A 20,427-nucleotide genomic window follows, 5' to 3' on the forward strand; every position below is an offset into this window, starting at 1 on the left:
AGAGCGCCGTCCCGCATCCTGGAGTCACCGTGCAGACCACATCACCCCCCACGCTCCCCTGGTACCGCCAGGTCAGCCGCACCCAGTGGAAGTCGTTCTTCGCCGCCTGGATCGGCTACGTCCTCGACGGCTTCGACTTCGTGCTGATCACCCTCGTGCTGACGGAGATCAGTGACGAGTTCGGCCTGAGCACGGTGCAGGCGGCCAGCCTGATCTCCGGCGCGTTCATCACCCGCTGGCTGGGCGGGGCGGTGCTCGGCGCCATCGGTGACCGGTACGGCCGCAAGCTCTCCATGGTGCTGAGCATCCTGCTGTACTCGGTGGGTACCTTCGCCTGCGGGTTCGCCTGGAACTACCACAGCCTGTTCGCCGCCCGGCTGGCCATCGGCATGGGCATGGCCGGTGAGTACAGCGCCAGCTCCACCTACGTCATGGAGAGCTGGCCCGCCGGGATGCGCGGCCGGGCCAGCGGCTTCCTGATCTCCGGCTTCTCGGTCGGTTCCGTGCTCGCCGCCCAGGTCTACGACTGGGTGGTCCCCTCGCTCGGCTGGCGCTGGATGTTCTATCTGGGCCTCGTCCCGATAGCCGTCGCGCTGTGGATGCGGCGCGCGCTGCCGGAGGCCGAGGAGTGGACGGAGTCCGTCGCGGAGAAGGGCGCCAAGCCCAATCCGTTCGGGCCGCTGTTCGTCACCCGCGGCCGGGCCACGGCCAACACGGTGCTGGTCGTCGTCGCCACGGTCTCGCTGTTCCTCGTCTTCACGCCCGGCGGCGCCGGGATGGTGCCGGTGCTCTCGGTGATCGCCGGTCTCTCGCTCGCCGCGTTCGCCGTGCAGCTGGGCGGCAGGCGGAGCTGGGTGCTGTATCTGTCGATGATCGTGACGCTGTTCTTCGCGTTCCTGTACTCGTGGCCGATCCAGGCGCTGCTGCCGACGTATCTGAAGACCGAGCTGGGCTACAGCACGGACCAGGTCACCGACGTCCTGTACTTCGCCGGTTTCGGCACCATGGTCGGCTGCTGGGTCGCGGGCTTCCTGGGCGACCGGATCGGGGCGAAGAAGGCGTACGCGCTGACCCTGCTGGCCTCGCTCGCCTTCGTCTATCCGGTGTTCGCCGTGCAGAACAACCTGCTGGTGCTCGGCATCCTGCTCTTCCTGCTCCAGGCGACGAGCTTCGGCATCTCCGGGCTGCTGCCGCGCTACATCGGCGGGCACTTCCCGACGGCGAGCCGGGGTGCGGCGCTCGGCTTCACGTACAACGTGGGCGCTCTCGGCGGGGCCGTCGCCCCGGTCCTCGGCGCGCACCTCGCCTCCGGCATGGACCTGGGACAGGCACTGGCGGTGCTGACGTTCGCGGGCACGGTGATCGTGGTGGTGCTGGTCGGATTCGACGTACCGGCACGGCTGAACCGGCTGACGGACCCGGACGCCACGCCGGACCACCTCGCGGTGGCGACGGCGGAGAAACCCGTGCCTGTGGCGCGGTAGGCCACCCGACCCGGCGCAGCTGTGCGGCTGCGCCGGGTCCTTTCACGTCACGGGTGGAAGCGGGTCAGCGACCCGGCCACGCAGGCGGGCTTCACGGACCCCTCCAGCTCGAAGGTGAAGGCCCGGGACATCCGCACCCCTGCGTGAGCGACCTCGCTCACCCCGGTGACCGCGGCGTGCGGCAGGAACCGGCCGATGATCGGGGTCGTACCGCCCAGGAGCGTGCCGCAGGGCTGGTGGCAGAGCTCCAGATGCCGGTGCGACGCGGACGAGCCGGGAACCGGCCGGCGGGGGCCGCGTAGTGGGGTGGTGGCGGTTCTCAGACCGCGATGCGCTCGAAGACCGCGGCGAGGCCCTGGCCGCCGCCGATGCACATGGTCTCCAGGCCGTAGCGGGCCTCGCGGCGGTGCAGTTCCCTGGTCAGCGTGGCGAGGATGCGGGCGCCGGTGGCACCGACCGGGTGGCCGAGGGAGACTCCGGAGCCGTTCACGTTGATCCGCTCCTCGTGGTCCTTCTCGCCGAGTCCCAGTTCACGGGTGCAGGCCAGCACCTGGGCGGCGAAGGCCTCGTTGAGCTCGATCAGGTCCAGGTCGGCGAGGGTGAGCCCGGCTCGGGCGAGCGCCGTGCGGGTGGCGGGGACGGGGCCGATGCCCATGGTGGCGGCGGGCACCCCGGCGCGGGCGAAGGAGACCAGCCGGACGAGCGGGGTGAGGCCGAGCCGTTGTGCGGTGGCGGCGCTGGTGACCAGGCAGGCGGCGGCCGCGTCGTTCTGGCCGCTGGCGTTGCCCGCGGTGACGGTGGCCGCCGGGTCGGTCTTGCCCATGACCGGTCGCAGGGCCGCGAGTTGTTCGGCGGTGGTGTCCGGGCGCGGGTGCTCGTCGGCGGTGACCACCGTCTCGCCCTTGCGGGTGCGTACGGTGACGGGGACGGTCTCCGCGCGGTACCGCCCCTCGGCCGCGGCCCGGCCGGCACGCTGTTGCGAGCGCAGGGCGAGGGCGTCCTGGTCGGCGCGGCTGATGCCGTACTCCCGTCGCAGGTTCTCGGCGGTCTCGATCATGCCGCCGGGCACGGGGTGGTTCACGCCGCCCGCGGTGACCCGGCCCCGGGCGAGGCTGTCGTGGAGCTGGAGGCCGGGGCCCTTGATGCCCCAGCGGCCGTCGTGCGTGTAGTAGGAGGCGGCGCTCATCACGTCGACACCACCCGCGATCACCACCTCGCTGAAGCCCGCCCTGATCTGCATCGCGGCGTCGAGGACGGCCTGCAGCCCGGAGCCGCAACGGCGGTCGATCTGCGTGCCGGTGACGGACTGCGGGAGTCCGGCGTCGAGCGCGGCGACCCGGCCGATGGCGGGAGCGTCGGCGGACGGGTAGGCGCTGCCGAGGATCACCTCGTCGACCCGGTCCGGGTCGATTCCGGTGCGGGCGACGACCTCGGCGATGACGAGCGCGGCGAGGGAGGCCGGCGCCTGCCCCGCGAGCGCTCCGCCGAAGCGGCCGATCGGGGTGCGCAGCGGTTCGCAGATCACGACATCGTTCTGGTCGGGCACGGCGGGACCTTTCCGGGAGCGGGTACGGAGCGGAGGACGGGGACGGAGTGGAGGGCTGATCGGGCGGGGAGAAGGCGGCAAGGGTGTGGGGTGACCCTCGCACCCGGGGACTGAGCCGGTCCAATATCCAGTTCCCCCTGATTCGAGACGCGGCGCGTCTCAATCGGGCGAGCGGTCACGAGGACGGCGTGGGCAGGGCGTTCTCCGCGACGGCGAGCACCGCGCGCAGGGCGGCGGACGGGTTGTCGGCCCGCCAGGCCAGAGCCGCCTGGCGCCGGATGGGCGGGCCGGCGAGCGGGCGGTAGACGAGGCCGTTCTGCTGGATGTGCTGGACGGAGGTGACGGTGAGGGTCACCCCGACGCCCGCGGCGACCAGCGCCAGGATCGTGTACGAGTCGGGGGCCTCCTGCACCACGCGCGGGTTGAACCCGGCGGCCTCGCAGGCCCCGACCATCGCGTCGCGCACGGTCGAGCCGGTGTTGGCGGGGAACGAGACGAACGGCTCCTCGGCCAGGACCTCGATGGGGACGCTGTCCCGGGCGGCGAGCGGGTGGTCGGAGGGGAGCGCGCAGACCAGCTCCTCCTCGTCGATCACCCGGTGGGCCACGCCCGGCTGGGTCACCGGCAGCCGGACGAACCCCAGGTCCAGCGAGCCGTCCGCGACCCGCGCCAGCGCGACGTTGGCGTAGGTCTGGCCGGTCATGACCAGCTCGATGCCGGGGTGGGCGGCGCGCACCGCCCGGGTCAGCCGGGGCAGCGTCTCGTGGCTGGAGGCGCCCGCGAAGCCGATGCTGACCCGCCCGTACTCGCCGCGGCCCGCGGCCTTCGCGGCCCGTACCGCGATGTCGAGGTCGTCGAGCACGGTCCGTACCGGCTGGAGGAACGACTCCCCCGCGCTGGTGAGCCGCACCGAGCGGGTGTTGCGCTCGAAGAGCTGGACGCCGAGCTGCTTCTCCAGTTGCCGGATCTGCTGGCTCAGCGGCGGCTGGGCCATCTGGAGCCGCTTGGCGGCCCGGCCGAAGTGCAACTCCTCGGCCACGGCGACAAACGCGGACAGATGACGCAGTTCCATACCCACCTCTTGCCTCAGCGGTGATTGATTAATGAGCAGTCTTGATCGGACCTTAATTTGGTATTGGACAGCAATCAATGGCCGCTGGCACGGTAGGGCGACGCGCACGCACCGCGGGGCGCGACGACGCACACGCAGCGGAGGAGCACCGTGGCCAGGACGGACCCGAAAGACAAGACGATGTCGATGAGGGCGGCGATCGCCGGCTTCGTCCACGACGGTGACACCGTCTGCCTCGAAGGCTTCACCCACCTCATCCCGACCGCCGCGGGCCACGAGATCATCCGCCAGGGCCGCCGGGACCTGACGGTCGTCCGGATGACCGCGGACATCGTGGTGGACCAGATGCTGGCCGCGGGGTGCGTGACGCGCCTGGTCTCCTCCTTCGTGGGCAACTCCTCGGCCGGTTCGCTCGGTGAGCTCCGTCGCCGCATCGAGAGCGCCGACCCGGCACCGCTCGCCTTCGAGGAGTACAGCCACTACGGGATGATCTGCCGCTATCTCGCCGGGTCCCAGCGGCTGCCGTTCTATCCGCTGCGCTCTTACGGGGGCAGCGATCTGCCGGCCGTCAACAGCGATCTGCGCAAGGTCACCTCGCCCTATCCGGGCCCGGACGGCGAACCCGAGCAGATCTACGTCGTACCGCCCGTCAACCCGGACGTGACGATCATCCACGCGCAGCGCGCCGACCGCAGCGGCAACACCCAGATGTGGGGCCTGACGGGCATTCAGGCCGAGGCGGTGTACGCGGCGGGGAAGGCGGTCGTCGTCGTGGAGGAGATCGTGGACGACGAGGTGATCCGCTCCGACCCGAACCGCACCCTGGTTCCCGCCCACGCGGTCGACGCGGTCGTCTGCTGCCCGCGCGGCGCGCATCCGTCCTTCGCGCAGGGGTACTACGACCGGGACAACGCCTTCTACCGTGCCTGGTCGCACATCAGCAAGGATCCGCGGCGGCTCCAGGACTGGCTGGACGAGTGGGTGCGCGGCACGGCGGACCACGCGGAGTACGTCGAGAAGCTCGGCGAGGAGTTCTGGGCCGGGCTCGCGGTCGGCGAGGCGCTGAGCGAGCCGGTGAACTACGGGCGCCGGCTGTGAGCACCCACCGGCTCCGCACGGATCCGCACACCGGACACGGGAAGGAACGGGTCATGACCACCACCGCACCGGGCACCCTCACCTCGTCCGAACTGCTCGCCGTCGTCGCCTCCCGCGAACTGGCCTCGCGCCGCACGGTGTTCGCCGGGATCGGCCTGCCGACCCTCGCCACCGAACTGGCCCATCTGACGGTCGCCCCGGACATCGAGGTGGTGTACGAGTCCGGGGTCTGCGGCGCCCACCCCTCGCGACTGCCGGAGACCATCGCCGACGCCGTCCTGATCACGGGGGCGGAGGCGGTGATCTCGATGCCGATGCTCTTCGGCTGTGTGCTCCAGGGCGGCCATATCGATGTCGGGTTCCTCGGAGCCGCGCAGATCGACCGCTGGGGCAGCCTCAACACCTCGGTGATCGGTGACTGGGAGAGCCCGTCGGTGCGTCTGCCGGGTTCCGGGGGCGGGGTCGAGGTGATGGCCAACTCCCGCGAGGTCTTCGTGGTGATGCGCCGTCACAATCCGCGCTCCTTCCCCGCGGAGCTGGACTTCTGCACCACGCCCGGACCGGACCGCGCACTGGCCGAGGGCATCCGGCCGCTGGGTGCCGGGGTCACCCGCGTCATCACCGAACTGGGCATCCTGGCCCGTGCGGGCATGGGCCAGGAACTGCGGCTGGTCGCCGTCCACCCGGGCGTCAGCGTCGAGCAGGTCAGGGCGGCCACCGGCTGGGACCTCCGGGCAGCCGACACGGTCGAGGAGGTACCACCCCCGACGCGGGACGAGCTGCGGCTGCTGCGCGAGGATGTCGACCCGGACCGCGTGTATCTCCGCTGAACCGCACGGTCCGTCCGGTCCGCCCGTCCACCACCCCGAGAGGCCCCAACTGCCATGCGTATCAGGATCGTCGGAGCCGGAGCCATGGGCCGCGGCATCGCCCAGTGGGCGGCCGCCGCCGGACACACCGTCGAGCTGTGCGACGTACGGCCGGAGGCGGTGACCGAGGCGGCCGGCTTCGTACGCTCCATGCTGGAGCGGGCCGTGCAGAAGGGCCGGATGTCCGCCGGGGACGCGGCGGCCGCCGTGGACCGGCTGATCCCGCTGGCGGACCCGTGGGCCCAGGGCCCGCAGGTCGAGCTGGTCATCGAGGCCGTGCGGGAGGACCTCGCCACCAAGACGGAGGTCTTCGGCCGGCTGGAGCGGGTACTGCCCGCCTCCGCCGTGTTCGCGACCAACACCTCCTCGCTGTCCGTGACCCGGATCGCCGCCGCGCTGGATGACCCGACGCGGCTGGCCGGGCTGCACTTCTTCAACCCGGTCCCCCTGATGCGGATCGTCGAGGTCGTGCCGGGCGCGGCCACCCGCCCCGGCATCCCGCCCCTGCTGACGGGGCTCGTGGAGAGCTGCGGGCACCGCGCGGTCACGGTCGCCGACACCCCCGGCTTCCTCGTCAACCACGCCGGGCGCGGCCTGGTCACGGAGGCACTCGCGCTGCTGGAGGAGACGGTCGGCGACCCGGCCGACATCGACCGGATCGCACGGGACGTACTCGGCCTGCGGATGGGCCCGTTCGAGCTGATGGACCTCACCGGACTCGATGTGACCGCGGCGGTGATCGACTCGATCTGGGAGGGCTTCCGCCACGAGGACCGGCTGCGCCCCTCCTACCTGACCCCGAACCGGGTGGCGGCCGGCCTGCACGGCCGCAAGAGCGGACGCGGCTGGTTCGCGTACGGCTCCGAGGCGCCCGCCCCGGCCGCGGAGGCGCCGGTCACGGGTGACGCGGACCGTCCGGTGCACGTCTTCGCCGACGCGGCGCACGTGCGGGACGCCACCGCTCTCCGTGAGGCGCTGACCGCTGCGGGCGCCACGGTCGAGTCCGGCCCCGAGCCCTCGGGCGAGGCCCTGGTGCTGGTCCCGGTCTGGGGCACCACGGTCGCCTCGGCGGTGGCCGCGCACCGGCTGCCCGCCGGGCGCACCTTCGGGGTGGACCCGCTGCCGGCGGCCGGGCGCCGCCGGGTGCTGGCCCTGACACCGGCCGCGGACCCGGCCGCCGCGCGGGACGCCCGCGCGGTACTGGCACGGGCATCGGACGACGGCGAGCCGTTCGCGGTGTCTGTGGTGCGGGACACGGCGGGCTCGGTCGCCCAAAGGCTGCTGGCCTCGATCGTGTCGGTCTCTGCGTCCATCGCGGAACGCGCCCTGGCGACCCCGGCCGATATCGATCTGGCCGTCACGACCGGTCTCGGCTACCCGGTCGGCCCGCTGGCCTGGGGCGACCGGATCGGCGCGGCCCGGATGCTGGAGCTGCACCGGGCCCTGTACGCGACGACCGGCGACCCGCGCCACCGCCCGAGCCGCTGGGTCACCGAACGCGCCGCGCTGGGCCTGGCCCTGACGGACCCGGGCACGTCCCCGGCGGACTGCCTGGACGGCGCGGGGAGCGACAGCACGGGCTGAGCGCGGCCGGACGGGGGCGTGACCGATTTGTACAAGACCGTAGGCCGGTGCCCGGCCTACGGTCGGACCATGACTCCACGACTCGACGCGCTCTCCGTCACCACGGCGGATCTGGCCGCCTCGCTCGCCTTCTACCGCCGGCTCGGCCTCGACATCCCCGCCGACGCGGAATCCGCTCCGCATGTCGAGGTGACCCTCCCGGGCGGGCAGCGCCTGCTGTGGGACACCGAGGACGTCGTGCGCTCCTTCGACCCGGAATGGACGGCGGCGGACGGCGGGGAGCGGCTCGGGCTCGCCTTCCTCTGCGACGGTCCGGCGGAGGTCGACTCCGTCTACGAGGAACTGACCGGCGCCGGGTACCGCGGTCATCTGAAGCCGTGGGACGCCGTGTGGGGGCAGCGGTACGCGGTGGTGCTGGACCCGGACGGCTGTGCGGTGTCGCTGTTCGCCGCGACCCCCTCCTGAGGCGACGCGGCTCAGAGGTCCGGACGCCGGATCGGCGGTCCGCTCCCCCGGGGTGGTGTCAGGCGAAGTATCCGGTCAGGGTGGTTCCGGCCAGTTCGCGCATCTCCCGGGCTAGATGTGCCTGGTCGGCGCAGCCCGCCGCGAGCGCGGACTCGGCGTACGGCGTTCCGGACCGTACGAGAGCCAGCGCGCGCTGGAGCCGCAGGATCCGGGCGAGCGTCTTGGGGCCGTATCCGAAGGCCACCAGCGAGCGGCGGTGCAGCTGGCGCGCGCCGAGGCCGACCGCCTGTGCCGTGTCCGCGACGGACCGGCCGCTGTCCAGTTGCCCGGCGACGTACCGCATCGCCGGGTCCGGCGGCGCGGTACCGGCCGCCCTGCGCAGGGCGATCTGCTCCAGGGCCGCGGCCGGGTCGACGGCCTCCGCGACCCGCTCGGTGAGTTCCCGGACCTCCGCGTCCGGCCACAGACCGGCCAGCGCGATCCTGCGGTCACGCAGTTCGTGCGCGGGCACGCCGAGCAGGGCGGGCGCCGTGCCCGGGGCGAAGCGGATGCCCGCGACACGGCCGCCGTCGGTCACGGACGCGGGTTCCGCGTGGGTGTCCGGGCCCGCGACGAGCAGCCGGCCACCGATCCAGAGCAGGTCCATGCAGCCGTCGGGCAGCACCGGATGGACCGAACCCCGCGGCACGGTCAGGGTCCACACCCGCGCGCCGTCCACCCGCGACGCGCGCTCCTCGTACCTGTCGCCCATGGGCACTATTGTCGTCGACTGACGGAGAACGGGCGGAATCGGTATCCCGGGGGCGGTCATGGCGGCACTGATGGAGTTCACCACCGACAGCGGTGCCACGGTGACGGTCGAGGTCGACCGGCACGCCCCGGGTGCGCAGCTGGTCTCACGCGACGGGAACGCCCTGGCCCGGTCGGGGCGCACCTTCGACAGCGCGCTCCAGGGGATCCGGGCGGCGGCAGAATCGGCGCTGGCGGTGTTCCGGGACGGCTCGCTGAAGCCGGACGGGGTGGAGATCGAGTTCGGGGTGAAGATCACCACCGAGGCCGGGGCCGTGATCGCGAAGAGCGCGGTGGAGGGCCACCTGACGGTCAAGCTGTCGTGGTCGCCCGGTTCGACGCCCGGGACCGCGCCGGCGCCACCGCCCGTACCGGCCCAGCAGGTCGCACCCGCCGCGCCGGCCTCGCCTGCCGCGCCCTGAGACGGCCGGGTCTCACTCGCCGGGCTGGTACGGCTTGTCCGGCTCCTTCTCGCGGCCCGGCTGGAGCCTGGACTTCACGTCGTCGGGCGGCAGGAACCGGGACCACCGCTCCGGGAACTCGGACGGCATGTAGGGGCTGTCCCCCTCGTCCCCGTCCTCCTCGTCGTCCATGCCGTCGTTCCAGCTCTCCGCCTGGGTACGGGCCACGAACTCCGCCGCCTGGACCGCGCGCACCCGATCGTTGGCCGCACGTGCCGCGGCCGTCGCCACCGAGGGCCACACCCGGTCGATGGCCGCGTTGACGGCGGCGCCCACCAGCACCGCGAACGCGGAGACGCCGATCCACAGCAGTACGGCGATCGGCGCGGCCAGGGAGCCGTAGATCGTGGGCCCCTCGACCGTACTGGTGAGGTAGATCCGCAGCAGGAAGCTGCCCAGCACCCAGATCGCGAGCGCCATCAGGGCGCCCGGTGTGTCCTCGATCCAGGGCGAGCGGACGGGGACGGACACGTGGTAGAGCGTCGTCAGGAAGGCGATGGACAGGAGTATCACGAGGGGCCAGTACATGACGCTTATCAGCTCGGTGCCCCAGGGGATGTACTCCACGACCCGGTCAGGGCCGACCACCAGGAGCGGCAGCACGATCGCGCCGAGCAGCAGCGCCACCACGTACAGCGAGAAGGCGAGCATCCGGGTCTTGACGATGCCGCGCTGGCCGTCCAGCCCGTACATCACGGTGATGGTGTCGATGAAGACGTTGACCGCGCGGGAGCCGGACCAGAGCGCGATCGCGAAACCGATCGAGATGACGTCGGGCCGGGCCCCGGTGGTGACGTCCGCCAGGAGCGGTTTGGCGAAGTCGTTGACGCCCCGCTGGGAGAGCACGGTCTGCGCCGCGCTGAGGATGTTGTTCTCGATGGAGGCGACGGTGGTGGTGCTGGTCCACTCGTCGACGTAACCGAGCAGGCCGATCAGTCCCAGCAGCAGCGGCGGCAGGGACAGCAGGGTGAAGAACGCCGCCTCGGCGGCGAGTCCCAGAATGCGGTACTCCATGCACGAGTTGACGGTGTCCTTGAGCAATTGCCACGCCATCTGCCGCTTGGAGACGTTGCGGTAGAGGACTCGGGCCCGGTGGAGCCGGCCCGGTGGCCGCTCGGGTGTTTCATTTGCTGCCTGCACGTCCTTACCGTATCGGCATGGCAGCCACCACCCACACAGTGTCCAACCAGGCCCCTCCCCTGTCCGGCTATGACGTCTTCTCCGCGGACCGTGCGCTCACCGAAGCCGTGGACCGGCATCTCCCGCCCGAACTGCTCGACGAGGCGCGGGCCGGGCTCGTCCGGCTCGGCCGGTCCGCCGGTTCCGCGCAGGCGCAGCGGTGGGGTGCGCAGGCGAACGAGAACCCGCCCCGGCTGCGCACCCACGACCGGTACGGGAACCGCGTCGACGAGGTGGAGTTCCATCCGTCCTGGCACCGGCTGCTCGGCCATGCCGTCTCCGCGGGTCTGACCGACGCCTGGGACCGGCCGGGCGGTCATGTGCGCCGGGCGGCGGGTTTCCTGGTCTGGACGCAGGCCGAGGCGGGCCACGGCTGTCCGCTCTCGATGACCCACGCGGCGGTGCCCGCGCTGCGCACCGATCCGGCGACGGCCGCCGCGTGGGAACCGCTGCTGACCTCGCACGTGTACGAGGAGGAGCTGCGGCCGGCCGGCGACAAGGCCGGGGTGCTCCTCGGGATGGGCATGACCGAGAAGCAGGGCGGCACGGACGTGCGGTCCAACACGACGCGCGCCGAACCCCTGTCCGGTGACGACGGGTATCTGCTCACCGGGCACAAGTGGTTCTGCTCGGCGCCGATGTCCGACGGCTTCCTGGTGCTGGCGCAGGCCCCCGCCGGCCTGACCTGTTTCCTGCTGCCCCGGGTGCTGCCGGACGGCACCCGCAACGCCTTCGCGATCCAGCGGCTCAAGGACAAGCTGGGCAACCGGTCCAACGCCTCCGCCGAGGTCGAGTTCGACGGTACGTGGGCGCGCCGGGTCGGTGAGGAGGGGCGCGGGGTCCGCACGATCATCGACATGGTGGCGGCGACCCGCCTGGACTGTGTGATCGGTTCGGCCGCGCTGATGCGGCAGGCGGTGGCGCAGGCGGTCCACCACGCCACGTACCGCAGCGCGTTCGGCGGGGTGCTCGTCGACAAGCCGCTGATGCGCAACGTGCTGGCCGATCTGGCGCTGGAGTCGGAGGCGGCGACGGTGCTGGCGATGCGGCTGGCGGCCGCGTACGACGCCGGGACGGAGAGCGAGCTGGCGTTCCTGCGGATCGCGGTGCCCGCGGCCAAGTACTGGGTGACGAAGCGGTGTACGCCGATGGTGGGCGAGGCGCTCGAATGCCTGGGCGGCAACGGCTACGTGGAGGAGTCGGGGATGCCCGGGCTGCTGCGCGAGGCGCCGCTCAACTCGATCTGGGAGGGCTCGGGGAACGTACAGGCGCTGGATGTGCTGCGGGCGCTCCAGCGCGAGCCGATGGCGCTCAACGCGTTCCTCTCGGAGGTCGGCCGGGCGCGCGGCGCCGATCACCGGCTGGACCGGGCGATCAAGAACCTGCTCACCGAGCTCGCGGACCTGGAGGGGATCGAGGCGCGGGCCCGGCGGCTGGTGGAGCGGATGGCGCTGGTGCTCCAGGGTTCGCTGCTGGTGCGCTGGGCGCCGCCGGAGGTCGCCGACGCGTTCTGCGCGTCACGGCTGGGCGGGGACTGGGGCTCGGCGTTCGGGACGCTGCCGCACACCCTGGACCTGGCGTCGGTCGTGGAACGGGCGTGGCCCGTGGAGCGTTGACCTCACGGGGCCGCTCTGCCGGACGGTCCGCCGGGGCAGCAACGGAGGGTGGTGCTGCGCCGACACGGCACCACCCCCCATGCTGTACACACCGGGCCACGAGGCCGAGGCCCCGCCGTCCGGTGTACCGCCACTCTTGTACGGACCGGGGAGCGTCGCCAGAGTTGCAGAGGGTTGCAACCATTATGTGGAGTTGCGGTACGCGGACCCCGGCAGCGGCAGGATGGGGCCCGCGGCCTTGACACGGGAAACAAGAGGCTCCAGGGGGGATCCGGCATGGAGACAAGTCCTGTCGATGTGATGCGGCTGGCTGTCCGGGAGTCGGACCGGGCCGTGCGCCTGGTCCACCGGGCCCGTGAGGCCCGGCTGGCGGGCGAGCGCGTGCCGGTCGCGCCGCGGGCCGAGATCGGGGCCTCGTGGAACCGGGCGCTGCGCAGCGGGATCGATCCGGAGAAGTCCACCCACAGCGTCCTGCTGGAGCCGGACGAGATCGAGCACCGGCGGCGCAGTTCCGCGCTGGGTGAGGTGATGCCGCTGCTCGGCGACGCCCTGACGGCGATCGCGGACGCCTCGCAGCAGATCATGGTGGTCACCGACGTGGAGGGCCGGGTGCTGTGGCGCCAGGGCAACACGGCGGTGCTGCGCCGGGCCGACGAGATCTGCCTGGCCGAGGGCGCCGCCTGGTCGGAGGAGAGCACCGGCACCAACGCGATCGGCACGGCGATCGCCGCGCGCACCCCGGTGCAGGTCCACTCCGCGGAACACTTCGTGCGCAGTCTGCACGGGTGGACGTGTGCGGCGGCTCCGGTGCGCGATCCGCGGGACGGCCGGCTGATGGGGATCGTCGACATCAGCGGGCCCGCGTCCACCTTCCATCCGACGACGCTCGCCCTGGTCGGCTCGGTGGCCCGGCTGGCCGAGAGCGAGATCAGGACCCGGCATCTGGAGTCGATCGACCGGCTGCGCTCGGTGGCGGCGCCGATGCTGTGCCGGCTGGGCGGCCGGGCGATGGCCGTGGACCCCCACGGCTGGCTGGCGGCGGTCACCGGGATGCCGCCGGTGGACCGGCTGCCGCTGCCCAAGTCCCTCCAGCAGGGCCGGGTGTGGCTGCCCTCGCTCGGGATGTGCCGGGTGGAGCCGCTGCCGGGCGGCTGGCTGGTGCAGGTCGCGGACGGCGCGACGGACAGCCCGCCGCGCCGGGTCGTGCTCGATCTGAGCCGGCCGCGCGGTCTCGCGGTGAACGTGGTGAGCCCGGTGGGCACCTGGGCCCAGCGGCTCTCCCCGCGCCACGCCGAGCTGCTGTTCGCGCTGGCGCTGCACCGGGAGGGGCGTACCGCGTCCGAGCTGGCGGAGGACATCTTCGGCGATCCGACCCGGACGGTGACGGTGCGGGCGGAGATCTCCCGGCTGCGGCGTCATCTCGCGGAGGTGCTGGCGCACCGCCCGTACCGCTTCGGCGACGGGGTCGAGGTGGAGGTGGTCCACCCGGAGCACCCGGCGGATCTGCTGCCGCGCTCGAAGGCCCCGGTGGTGACGGCGGCGCGCAGCGCCCGCTGACCGGTGTTCTCGCAGGTCCTGGGCGTCCGTCTGCCGGGACCGGCTTGGGGCGGGGCCGCGGGGCATGGTTTTCTGGCAGTCATGAGCAACCCCGCGCGCCCCGCCGAACCGACCGCCGAGGTGACCGTCTGGTCCCTGGAGCAGACCTCTCCCGATGATCTGCGGCCGCCCGCCGTACCGGAGGGGGACATCCGGATCATCCGGTCCGGGATACCGCTGCCCGAGTTCAGCCGCTTCCTCTACACGGCGGTCGGCGGCGACATCCGCTGGACGGACCGGCTGACGATGACGTACGCGCAGTGGCAGGAGGCGCTGGACCGGCCCGGCGCGGAGACCTGGGTGGCGTACGCGGACGGCACACCGGCCGGGTACATCGAGCTGGACCCGCAGGACGACGGCGTGGTCGAGATCATGTACTTCGGTCTCATACCGGCGTTCCGGGGGCGCCGGATCGGCGGCCATCTGCTCGCGTACGGGGCGGCCCGTGCCTGGGACCTGGCGGAGCGGTGGCCGCAGCGGCCGGCGACGAAGCGGGTGTGGCTGCACACCTGCTCCAAGGACGGGCCCCATGCCATGGACAACTATCTGCGGCGCGGCTTCCGGCTCTTCGACACCAGGACCGAGCTGGAGCCCGAGGTCGCCACTCCGGGTCCGTGGCCCGGTTCCGGCCGGGAGCCGCTTCCGTAACCGTTCACTCGGAGGAAATACGCATGGTTGTCCGGTTATCCGGACGGTCCGGCGCCCGGCACTTCCGTGACGGGCGCCACATGGTCTCACCTGTCGGGACAGTCTCGTCCACATCATGGATAGTGGTGGACTGGTCCGAGATTCGCGTGACACGCTTCCGTCATGTCTGGAACTGGAATTGCCTTGGTGAGTCGACGCCACGTCGACCTCGGCCGCATGTCCAGCGCCATCTGTCCGGCGAGCTGAGAGTCTCCAGCACCGCCGCGATCCCCTTTTCTCTGCAAACCCTGCGCACCGCCGCGCCCAGACGCGAGTGTGCAGTTCAGAGCCGCCCTCCTGCAGTCCCGAAGGACGTACTGTCATGGCCGCTACCCCGGAACAGCCTGCGCCCGCCACCCCTCGCCGCAAGGCAGGACGCCACCGTGGCGAAGGCCAGTGGGCCCTGGGGCACTACACCCCCCTCAACGGCAATGAGCAGTTCAAGAAGGACGACGACAGTCTCAACGTGCGGACGCGCATTGAGACGATCTACTCCAAGCGTGGGTTCGACTCGATCGACCCCAACGACCTTCGCGGACGCATGCGTTGGTGGGGCCTGTACACACAGCGCAAGCCCGGCATCGACGGCGGCAAGACCGCGATCCTGGAGCCGGAGGAGCTGGACGACCGCTACTTCATGCTCCGGGTCCGCATCGACGGCGGGCGGCTGACGGTAGCTCAGCTGCGGGCCATCGGTGAGGTCTCGCGGGACTACGCGCGGGGCTCCGCCGACGTCACCGACCGGCAGAACATCCAGCTGCACTGGATCCGCATCGAGGACGTCCCGGCCATCTGGCAGAAGCTGGAGGCCGTCGGCCTGTCCACGACGGAGGCCTGCGGCGACTGCCCCCGGGTGATCATCGGCTCCCCGGTCGCGGGGATCGCCGCCGACGAGATCATCGACGGGACCCCGGCGGTCGACGAGATCCACGACCGCTACATCGGCAGCAAGGAATTCTCCAACCTGCCGCGGAAGTTCAAGACCGCGATCTCCGGCTCGCCCGTGCAGGACGTGGTCCACGAGATCAACGACATCGCCTTCGTCGGCGTCGTGCACCCCGAGCACGGCCCCGGCTTCGACCTCTGGGTCGGCGGCGGCCTCTCGACCAACCCCCGGCTCGCCGAACGCCTGGGCGCCTGGGTGCCGTTGGACGAGGTCGCCGATGTCTGGGCCGGAGTGGTCGGGATCTTCCGGGACTACGGATACCGGCGGCTGCGCACCCGTGCCCGGCTGAAGTTCCTGATGGCCGACTGGGGCCCCGTCAAGTTCCGCCAGGTACTGGAGGACGAGTACCTCAAGCGGCCGCTGCTCGACGGCCCCGCCCCCGAACAGCCCAGCAGCCGCTGGCGCGACCACGTGGGCGTCCACCAGCAGCAGGACGGCCGCTTCTACGTCGGGTTCGCACCCCGGGTCGGCCGGGTCGACGGTCCCACCCTGATCAAGATCGCCGAGCTGGCCGCCGCGCACGGCTCTGACCGGCTGCGCACCACCGTCGAGCAGAAGATGCTGATCCTCGACGTGGAACCGGACCGGATCGAGTCGCTGTCCGCCGGACTCGAGGAGCTCGGCTTCCAGGTGAAGCCGTCCCCGTTCCGCCGCGGCACGATGGCCTGCACCGGCATCGAGTACTGCAAGCTGGCGATCGTCGAGACCAAGGCGCGCGGAGCCTCCCTCATCGACGAACTGGAGCGCCGCCTGCCGGAGTTCGACGAGCCGCTCACCATCAACATCAACGGCTGCCCCAACGCCTGCGCCCGCATCCAGACCGCGGACATCGGCCTCAAAGGCCAGCTCATGCTGGACGGCGAGGGCAACCAGGTGGAGGGCTACCAGGTGCACCTGGGCGGCGCGCTCGGCCTGGAGGCCGGATTCGGACGCAAGGTCCGCGGCCTGAAGGTCACTTCGGCCGAACTGCCCGACTACGTCGAGCGGGTCCTGGGGAACTTCCAGAAGGAGCGCGAGGGCGACGAGCGCTTCGCGACCTGGGCGGCACGCGCCAGTGCGGAGTCGCTGGCATGAGCGAGCGCGCCGCACCGTTCCACTGCCCCTACTGCGGTGACGAGGACCTGCGCCCGCACGAGACGGGGCACGGGGCCTGGGAATGCGCCTCCTGCAACCGAGCGTTCCAGCTGAAGTTCCTGGGCCTGCTGAACCGGGGACTGGTGCGCAACGACGGTGAAGGGGACGGGATATGACGGACACCCTGAAGATCGAAGAGCTCACGTCAAAGGACCTCGGGGAGCTGGCCGAGCGGGCCGGCCGCGAGCTGGAGGACGCCTCCGCACCGGAGATCCTGCGGTGGGCCACCCGGACCTTCGGGCCGCGCTTCTGCGTCACCTCCTCGATGGAGGACGCGGTCGTCGCCCACCTCGCCTCCCGGGCCCTGCCCGGGGTGGACGTGGTCTTCCTCGACACCGGATACCACTTCCCCGAGACGATCGGCACCCGCGACGCGGTGGAGGCGGTGATGGACGTCAACGTCATCACCCTGACCCCGCGGCAGACCGTGGCCGAGCAGGACGCGGAGTACGGGCCGAAGCTGCACGACCGCGACCCCGACCTCTGCTGCAAGCTGCGCAAGGTCAAGCCGCTGGAGGAGGGCCTGACCCCGTACACGGCCTGGGCGACCGGGCTGCGCCGCGACGAGTCCCCCACCCGGGCGAACACACCGGTGGTCGGCTGGGACGAGAAGCGGCAGAAGGTCAAGGTCTCGCCGATCGCCCGCTGGACCCAGGACGACGTGGACGCGTACGTCGCGGAGCACGGTGTGCTCACCAACCCGCTGCTGATGGACGGTTACGCCTCCGTGGGCTGCGCGCCCTGCACCCGCCGGGTGCTGGAGGGCGAGGACGCACGCGCCGGCCGCTGGGCCGGGCGCGGGAAGACCGAGTGCGGGCTGCACGGCTGATGACGACTGATCAGGAGACCTCGATGAGCGTGACGGAGACGGGAGCCACCATCTGGCTGACCGGTCTGCCGAGCGCGGGCAAGACCACCATCGCCTACGAACTCGCCGGGCGGCTGCGCGGCGAGGGCCACCGGGTGGAGGTGCTGGACGGCGACGAGATCCGGGAGTTCCTCTCCGCGGGCCTCGGCTTCTCCCGCGAGGACCGGCACACCAACGTCCAGCGGATCGGCTTCGTCGCCGGGCTGCTGGCGGCCAACGGCGTGAAGGTCCTGGTCCCGGTCATCGCGCCGTACGCGGACAGCCGGGACGCGGTCCGCAAGCGGCACCAGGCCGAGGGCACCGCGTATCTGGAGGTGCATGTGGCCACTCCGGTCGAGGTGTGCTCGGTGCGTGACGTGAAGGGGCTCTACGCCAAGCAGGCGGCGGGCGAGATCAGCGGGCTGACCGGGGTGGACGACCCCTACGAGGCTCCCGAGTCGCCGGATCTGCGGATCGAGTCGCACCAGCAGACCGTGCAGGAGTCCGCGGCGGAGCTGTACGCGCTGCTGAGCGAGAGGGGTGCAGCGTGACGACCGTCGCGACTGTGTCGGAAGGCACCGGCAATCCGTACGCACTCAGCCACCTGGACTCCCTGGAGTCCGAGGCGGTGCACATCTTCCGCGAGGTGGCGGGGGAGTTCGAGCGGCCGGTGATCCTGTTCTCCGGCGGCAAGGACTCGATCCTGATGCTGCACCTGGCGCTCAAGGCGTTCGCGCCCGCGCCGGTGCCGTTCACACTGCTGCACGTGGACACCGGGCACAACTTCCCCGAGGTCCTGGAGTACCGGGACCGCACGGTCGCCGAGCACGGGCTGCGTCTGCACGTGGCCTCCGTGCAGGAGTACATCGACGCCGGGAAGCTCCGCGAGCGCCCCGACGGCACCCGCAACCCGCTGCAGACCGTGCCGCTGACCGAGGCGATCCAGCAGCACCGCTTCGACGCGGTGTTCGGCGGCGGCCGCCGCGACGAGGAGAAGGCGCGCGCCAAGGAGCGGGTCTTCTCGCTGCGCGACGAGTTCTCCCAGTGGGACCCGCGCCGCCAGCGCCCCGAGCTGTGGCAGCTGTACAACGGCCGGCACGCCGCCGGTGAGCACGTCCGGGTGTTCCCGATCTCCAACTGGACCGAGCTCGACGTGTGGCAGTACATCGAGCGCGAGGGCATCGAGCTCCCGCAGATCTACTTCGCCCATGAGCGCGAGGTCTTCAGCCGCTCCGGGATGTGGCTGACCGCGGGCGACTGGGGCGGCCCCAAGGAGCACGAGAGGACGGAGACCCGGCAGGTCCGCTACCGCACGGTCGGCGACATGTCCTGCACCGGCGCCGTCGACTCCGACGCCACCACGCTGGACGCCGTGATCACCGAGATCGCCGCCTCCCGGCTCACCGAGCGGGGCGCGACCCGCGCCGACGACAAGATGTCAGAGGCCGCGATGGAAGACCGCAAGCGCGAGGGGTACTTCTAACATGACCACACCCATCCAGCTGGCCGAACAGCTGTCGACCACGACCCTCCTGCGGTTCGCCACCGCGGGGTCCGTGGACGACGGCAAGTCCACCCTCGTGGGACGGCTGCTGCACGACTCCAAGTCGGTCCTCACCGACCAGCTGGAGGCGGTCGAGGACGCGTCCCGCAAGCGTGGCCAGGAGGCGCCCGACCTGGCGCTGCTGACGGACGGGCTGCGGGCCGAGCGCGAGCAGGGCATCACCATCGATGTCGCCTACCGCTACTTCGCCACCACCCGGCGCCGGTTCATCCTCGCCGACACCCCGGGCCATGTGCAGTACACCCGGAACATGGTGACGGGCGCCTCCACCGCCGAGCTGGCCGTGGTCCTGGTCGACGCCCGCAACGGCGTCGTCGAGCAGACCCGCCGGCACGCCGCCGTCGCCGCCCTGCTCCGCGTCCCGCACGTGGTGCTGGCCGTGAACAAGATGGACCTGGTCGACTACGCGGAGCCGGTGTTCGCCGCCATAGCCGAGGAGTTCACCGCCTACGCGGCCTCCCTGGGCGTCCCGGAGATCACCGCGATCCCGATCTCCGCCCTGGCCGGCGACAACGTCGTGGAGCCGTCCGCCCACATGGACTGGTACGGCGGCCCGACCGTCCTGGAGCACCTGGAGACGGTTCCGGTCAGCCATGACCTCACCGCCTGCCACGCCCGCTTCCCGGTCCAGTACGTCATCCGGCCGCAGACCGCCGAGCACCCCGACTACCGGGGCTACGCGGGCCAGATCGCCGCCGGCGTGTTCCGGGTCGGCGAGCCCGTCACCGTACTGCCCTCCGGCCGTACGTCGACGATCGCCGGGATCGACCTGCTCGGCGACAGCGTGGACATCGCCTGGGCCCCGCAGTCGGTGACCGTACGGCTCACCGACGACATCGACGTCTCGCGCGGGGACCTGATCGCACCGTCGGACGACGCCCCGGCGGTCACCCAGGACGTCGAGGCGACCGTCTGCCACGTCGCGGACCAGCCGCTCACCGTGGGCCAGCGGGTGCTGATCAAGCACACCACCCGCACGGTCAAGGCGATCGTCAAGGACATCCCGTCCCGCCTCACCCTGGACGACCTCTCGCAGCACCCGGCCCCGGGACAGCTCGTCGCCAACGACATCGGCCGGGTCGTGGTGCGTACCGCGGAGCCGCTCGCGCTCGACGCCTACGCCGACTCGCGCCGCACCGGCTCCTTCCTGCTGATCGACCCGGCGGACGGCACCACCCTGTCGGCCGGCATGGCGGGCGCCTCGTTCGCCGCCGTGACCCGGGCGCCGGCCCCGGCGGGCGACGACGCCGAATGGGACTTCTGATGAGCACCGACGTCTTCTCGACCTTCGCGAAGGAGGGCGGCCGCGTCGGCAGCGGCGCCCTCGGCAGCGGCCAGGGCGGGGTTGCGCGATGTGCGCGATGACGTACGCGCACTGCCTGCGCGCCCGGATGCACCAACCGCACCGCCCGCAACGCCCGTTCAGACGAAGACCTGCCGACCTCCCGGCCGCCTCCCCGGATTACCGAGGGACGTGAGCACCGGGCCTC

Annotated in this window: 20 protein-coding genes; 16 read left to right on the forward strand and 4 right to left on the reverse strand. The window is 71.9% G+C overall.

All coding sequences use genetic code 11. The annotated features are described in order from the left end of the window. The first annotated feature begins 29 nt into the window (after nt 1-29). Nucleotides 30-1,484 carry a sialate:H+ symport family MFS transporter gene (locus tag ACIQM0_RS16695; protein WP_401286867.1) on the forward strand — a complete coding sequence of 485 codons (1,455 nt, stop codon included), beginning with the start codon at nt 30-32 and terminating at the stop codon, nt 1,482-1,484. Nucleotides 1,485-1,803: 319 nt separating this feature from the next. Here ACIQM0_RS16695 and ACIQM0_RS16700 read toward each other — a convergent pair whose 3' ends face one another. Then, nucleotides 1,804-3,030 (reverse strand): acetyl-CoA C-acetyltransferase, encoded by a 1,227-nt coding sequence (locus tag ACIQM0_RS16700; protein WP_401286869.1) that lies wholly within the window; start codon nt 3,028-3,030, stop codon nt 1,804-1,806. 175 nt (nt 3,031-3,205) lie between these two features. Next, nucleotides 3,206-4,102: a LysR family transcriptional regulator gene (locus tag ACIQM0_RS16705; protein ID WP_401286872.1), complete on the reverse strand. Its 897-nt coding sequence runs from the start codon at nt 4,100-4,102 to the stop codon at nt 3,206-3,208. A gap of 180 nt (nt 4,103-4,282) precedes the next feature. On the opposite strand from ACIQM0_RS16705, the gene ACIQM0_RS16710 reads away from it, so the two are divergent. The 4 genes from ACIQM0_RS16710 to ACIQM0_RS16725 all read left to right on the forward strand — a co-directional run bounded on the left by ACIQM0_RS16710 (nt 4,283) and on the right by ACIQM0_RS16725 (nt 8,118). Next, complete coding sequence (locus ACIQM0_RS16710; protein ID WP_401287213.1) at nt 4,283-5,200, forward strand: CoA transferase subunit A; 918 nt, start codon at nt 4,283-4,285, stop codon at nt 5,198-5,200. A 53-nt stretch (nt 5,201-5,253) separates the two neighbouring features. Continuing rightward, nucleotides 5,254-6,030, forward strand: a complete 777-nt coding sequence (locus ACIQM0_RS16715) for a CoA-transferase subunit beta (RefSeq protein WP_401286874.1) — start codon at nt 5,254-5,256, stop codon at nt 6,028-6,030. Nucleotides 6,031-6,084: 54 nt separating this feature from the next. Beyond that, nucleotides 6,085-7,653, forward strand: a complete 1,569-nt coding sequence (locus tag ACIQM0_RS16720) for a 3-hydroxyacyl-CoA dehydrogenase (RefSeq protein WP_401286875.1) — start codon at nt 6,085-6,087, stop codon at nt 7,651-7,653. A gap of 69 nt (nt 7,654-7,722) precedes the next feature. Beyond that, nucleotides 7,723-8,118 carry a VOC family protein gene (locus ACIQM0_RS16725; RefSeq protein WP_401286878.1) on the forward strand — a complete coding sequence of 132 codons (396 nt, stop codon included), beginning with the start codon at nt 7,723-7,725 and terminating at the stop codon, nt 8,116-8,118. 58 nt (nt 8,119-8,176) lie between these two features. On the opposite strand, the gene ACIQM0_RS16730 is transcribed toward ACIQM0_RS16725, so the two are convergent. Continuing rightward, nucleotides 8,177-8,869 (reverse strand): DUF6597 domain-containing transcriptional factor, encoded by a 693-nt coding sequence (locus ACIQM0_RS16730; RefSeq protein ID WP_401286880.1) that lies wholly within the window; start codon nt 8,867-8,869, stop codon nt 8,177-8,179. 58 nt (nt 8,870-8,927) lie between these two features. On the opposite strand from ACIQM0_RS16730, the gene ACIQM0_RS16735 reads away from it, so the two are divergent. After that, nucleotides 8,928-9,329, forward strand: a complete 402-nt coding sequence (locus ACIQM0_RS16735; protein ID WP_401286883.1) for a CU044_2847 family protein — start codon at nt 8,928-8,930, stop codon at nt 9,327-9,329. Nucleotides 9,330-9,341: 12 nt separating this feature from the next. Here the strand turns inward: ACIQM0_RS16735 and ACIQM0_RS16740 are convergent, their stop codons facing one another. Further along, nucleotides 9,342-10,508, reverse strand: a complete 1,167-nt coding sequence (locus tag ACIQM0_RS16740) for a YihY/virulence factor BrkB family protein (RefSeq protein WP_401286886.1) — start codon at nt 10,506-10,508, stop codon at nt 9,342-9,344. Nucleotides 10,509-10,525: 17 nt separating this feature from the next. On the opposite strand from ACIQM0_RS16740, the gene ACIQM0_RS16745 reads away from it, so the two are divergent. The 10 genes from ACIQM0_RS16745 (at nt 10,526) to ACIQM0_RS16790 (ending at nt 20,201) form a co-directional block, all read left to right on the forward strand. Further along, entirely contained in the window at nt 10,526-12,163 is a 1,638-nt protein-coding gene (locus tag ACIQM0_RS16745) for an acyl-CoA dehydrogenase family protein (RefSeq protein WP_401286889.1), read from the forward strand. Between the two features lie 276 nt (nt 12,164-12,439). Continuing rightward, nucleotides 12,440-13,720, forward strand: coding sequence for a GAF domain-containing protein (locus tag ACIQM0_RS16750; RefSeq protein ID WP_401286892.1), 1,281 nt, complete (start codon nt 12,440-12,442; stop codon nt 13,718-13,720). 81 nt (nt 13,721-13,801) lie between these two features. Further along, nucleotides 13,802-14,407 (forward strand): GNAT family N-acetyltransferase, encoded by a 606-nt coding sequence (locus ACIQM0_RS16755; RefSeq protein ID WP_401286895.1) that lies wholly within the window; start codon nt 13,802-13,804, stop codon nt 14,405-14,407. 162 nt (nt 14,408-14,569) lie between these two features. Further along, on the forward strand, nt 14,570-14,653 hold the full coding sequence (locus ACIQM0_RS16760; protein WP_309486338.1) for a putative leader peptide: 84 nt from the start codon (nt 14,570-14,572) through the stop codon (nt 14,651-14,653). A gap of 115 nt (nt 14,654-14,768) precedes the next feature. Further along, nucleotides 14,769-16,466, forward strand: coding sequence for a nitrite/sulfite reductase (locus tag ACIQM0_RS16765; protein ID WP_401286898.1), 1,698 nt, complete (start codon nt 14,769-14,771; stop codon nt 16,464-16,466). Next, the gene (locus ACIQM0_RS16770) at nt 16,463-16,642 is read left to right on the forward strand and encodes a hypothetical protein (RefSeq protein WP_401286900.1); all 180 of its coding nucleotides are present in this window, start codon (nt 16,463-16,465) and stop codon (nt 16,640-16,642) included. Before ACIQM0_RS16765 ends, ACIQM0_RS16770 begins: the two co-directional genes overlap by 4 nt. Continuing rightward, nucleotides 16,639-17,355, forward strand: coding sequence for a phosphoadenylyl-sulfate reductase (locus ACIQM0_RS16775; protein WP_401286903.1), 717 nt, complete (start codon nt 16,639-16,641; stop codon nt 17,353-17,355). Before ACIQM0_RS16770 ends, ACIQM0_RS16775 begins: the two co-directional genes overlap by 4 nt. A gap of 23 nt (nt 17,356-17,378) precedes the next feature. Continuing rightward, entirely contained in the window at nt 17,379-17,924 is a 546-nt protein-coding gene (cysC, locus tag ACIQM0_RS16780) for an adenylyl-sulfate kinase (RefSeq protein WP_385026274.1), read from the forward strand. After that, on the forward strand, nt 17,921-18,856 hold the full coding sequence (cysD, locus tag ACIQM0_RS16785; RefSeq protein ID WP_401286905.1) for a sulfate adenylyltransferase subunit CysD: 936 nt from the start codon (nt 17,921-17,923) through the stop codon (nt 18,854-18,856). Before cysC ends, cysD begins: the two co-directional genes overlap by 4 nt. Before the next feature lies 1 nt (nt 18,857). Then, on the forward strand, nt 18,858-20,201 hold the full coding sequence (locus ACIQM0_RS16790) for a sulfate adenylyltransferase subunit 1 (protein WP_401286908.1): 1,344 nt from the start codon (nt 18,858-18,860) through the stop codon (nt 20,199-20,201). The last annotated feature ends 226 nt before the right edge of the window (nt 20,202-20,427 follow it).

This window comes from Streptomyces sp. NPDC091387 (genome assembly GCF_044756945.1).
Taxonomy (GTDB): domain Bacteria; phylum Actinomycetota; class Actinomycetes; order Streptomycetales; family Streptomycetaceae; genus Streptomyces.